General features: G+C 29.8%; 4 protein-coding genes. All 4 read right to left on the reverse strand.

All coding sequences use genetic code 11. From position 1 onward, the window contains the following. Positions 1-776, reverse strand: a 776-nt coding sequence (locus tag GOQ24_RS05535) for a glycosyltransferase (protein WP_160339260.1), incomplete at its 3' end; no start/stop codon positions are given. 6 nt (positions 777-782) lie between these two features. Beyond that, positions 783-1,352 (reverse strand): acyltransferase, encoded by a 570-nt coding sequence (locus GOQ24_RS05540; RefSeq protein WP_160339261.1) that lies wholly within the window; start codon positions 1,350-1,352, stop codon positions 783-785. Beyond that, positions 1,339-2,520, reverse strand: a complete 1,182-nt coding sequence (locus tag GOQ24_RS05545; RefSeq protein WP_160339262.1) for a glycosyltransferase — start codon at positions 2,518-2,520, stop codon at positions 1,339-1,341. Before GOQ24_RS05545 ends, GOQ24_RS05540 begins: the two co-directional genes overlap by 14 nt. 7 nt (positions 2,521-2,527) lie before the next feature. After that, positions 2,528-3,217: glycosyltransferase (locus tag GOQ24_RS05550; protein ID WP_160339263.1), on the reverse strand; the 690-nt coding region annotated here is incomplete at its 5' end.

The following is a 3,217-nucleotide window of genomic DNA, read 5'->3' on the forward strand; positions in this document are numbered from 1 at the left end:
TTATTATTTAATTTGGTATAATAATCCTCTTGCAATGGATCCTGCATCTCTATTGGACCAACTAATATTAATTTCATATTAGCACCTAATTCGATACATTTATCAAAAGCATCAATTAATTCTTCAATTCCTTTATCCTTAGTTAATCTGCCAACAAATAAAAGCTTAAAGACAGATTCATCCAATTCATGTTTAGTCAATAAAGTTGATGCACTTTCTTTTATATTTGCATTTAAAGAATAATGATTTAAATCTATACCATTACTACTTCCTTTGCTTAGTACAACACATTTATCTTTCCTAGCAATTTTTATATTAATTGCATGATCTCGTAAACTAGGACTTATTGCAATAACTTTATCCGCTAAATTACAACTCAGATATTCTGTGAATTTTACAATGCGTTTTTTAATTCCAAATAGAGTATCGCTACGCACTCCTCTTAATGTGAAAATTAGAGGTATTTTGGGGAATAGGACATGTGCTAAACTAAACAAAAAACCTGTTTTAGGATTACCTGCATTAATTACATCTGGTTTTTCCATCCGTATAATTTTTACAACCTCCTTTAGAGCAAATAAATCTTTAAAAGGAGATATTTCCCTTGCAAAATTGACGCGGATTACTCGTACTTTTTCAGTTTCTTCTAACCTATCCACCTCAATACCTGGTCCTGAAACTATAACAACTTCGTGACCTTGTTCTTTTAAATATCGCCCTTGTCCCTTAATAAAATTAGCACAAAAAGAATCAGATATCGCTATTAGAATTTTCATATTATACTACATATTCTTTAATACTTCTTCGGCACTAGAGAATGAGAATTCTCTGTTTTCATTACTTTTAATGAACTTTGCTGGTACACCTCCATAAATAGAGTTGTTTTCAATATCTTTTACTACAAAAGCATTAGCTCCTACAATACTGCCACTTCCAATAGTAACTCCACATTTTACGGACACATGAGATGCAAGCCAAGTTCCTTTTTTAATAAGAACTTTTCCCGGAATACTACCTCCAAATCTAACTGAATCATTTTTAAATACATGCTGCATCGTACTAATAGCAACATAAGGAGCTATGACAACCTCATCTTCAATTATCAATCCTCCTAAACCATTTAACCATGTTCCTTTTGCTATATAGATATCACTTCCCAATTCAATGTTATTTGAATTAAGAAAAGTTAAATCTCTTCCTAACTCTAATCTCTTGCCACATTTTTTAAAAAATGGAGAAGCTAATATTCCTCTTAGACGAATACTAAATCGATTATCAGGTAACCAATTTGTTATTAATAAAACAAACCAAAGAGGTAATATATATCGAATTTGATTTTTAATCTGTGACATTTTTTATAATATTTTGAATAAACTTTACTCTTCTTTCTTGTAACACATCTTCTAAATACAATTTACTCTTTTCTAGATTCTTCATTCCTATCTTATAACGCTCTTGAGCTTTTAACTCATAAAGTTCTTTAATATGTTTTCCTAAAGTTACCCAATCTCCCGCTTTATGAATATACTGCAAATCTATCAATTCTCCTACCCCTCCAGCGTCAGAAGTCAAGCACAGTCTGCCTCGGCTCATAGCTTCAATTACAACTCTAGGTAATCCCTCAGTCATTGAGGGATGTACATAACAATCAATATTATCCAAAAAAGGAATAATACCTTCCTCCCCCGCTTTTAATGCTCCTACTATCTCTATATTTTCATTAACCTCAAGTTCTTTTGCTAAATCAATTACCCAAGTAGCATCTCCTGTACCAACAAAATATACTTTTATATTTTTAATAGAATTATTTTTTTTTAAATATTTTACTGCATTCAAAAGCTCATAATGCCCTTTATATTTGACATGAAAAGTACCTATAAGAGCTAATTTAAAAACATCGCTTTCTTCATTGTAATATCCTTCAATAATATCTTCATCCAATACATTATATAATTGAACGTTTGAAATTCCTATACTATTATTAGGATTAAAATATCTTTCTTGTAACTTAGACTGGGTAACATAAATTACATTTTCAGCCTTCTTTACGATATTCTTTAATTTTATCATTTCAAAAGGCGCAACAAATTTACCTAATATCGACCCATGATATTTATATGCATCATAGGGATCCCCAACTACTTCAATAAGATATTTTTTATTATATTTTTGACAAATTGAAAACGCTAGACTTCCCAAAAAACTAGGCAAACGAATGATAACAAAATCAGCTTTTAGAATAGTATACTTTAACTGCTCTTTAATCGAAGCTACATTTAACAACCTATTTCTTAAAGAATGCGCATTTTCAACTAAAGCAAATGAAACATATTCACATGATGATAACGTCAGTTTATTAGGTAACATATCTATTTTCCTTCCCACAACTACGAGTTCTTCAAAAATAGACAAATATCTTTGCCATAAACTACTAGTAAAAACTCCTCCAGAGCCATCATAATACAATCCATCCTTAGGATTTAATACAAAATTATGATCGTGTACAAATACTGCTTTCAATTTCTTATTATTTTTTTATAACTTCTAAAAACTCCTCAAAACGAACAGAAGCTTCAAACTCTTTGGTTGCATAAGCTGCTAATCTATCATATTTATCCTGCTCATTGGCAAAAGAATATAACAACTTACTCAATAAAACAACTTGTTGAGTAATATCACTATGATGTGTTAAATGACATAAAAACTCAACAGGCACAATATCCTTAATTGGTTCAATATCAGAAGCAACAAAAGGCTTTCCTTTTAACCATGCTTCAATTAAGGCATTAGGTTGCCCTTCTGTTATGGAAGGAAAGAAATAAATATCAATAGTATTTAATACCTTAGTTATATCATCTCTATTATCAAATAAGAAGACATTATTCACTATATCCATTTTTATAGCAAGATCCTTTAACCCTTCTGGTACCCCTTTACCACAAAACAAAAAATAAACATTATTATTTTCTTTAATAATTCTTTCTGCAACTTGCATCATTGTATGATGATTTTTCGCAGAATTAAATCTGCCTGTATGACCAACTACAATTGCATCTTCAGAAATATTAAGTTCAATTCTATCTTTAACAAAAAGAAATTCAGTTGTATTTATACCATTATAGATTACCTTTAAACGCTTATCTTTCCTATTCTCACAAAAAAAATAATTTAAAGCATATTTAGAATTTGCTAAAATATCAGTAGCATATTGTAATAC

Origin of the sequence: Myroides sp. LoEW2-1 (genome assembly GCF_009767705.1) — a bacterium.
Lineage (GTDB): Bacteria > Bacteroidota > Bacteroidia > Flavobacteriales > Flavobacteriaceae > Flavobacterium > Flavobacterium album_A.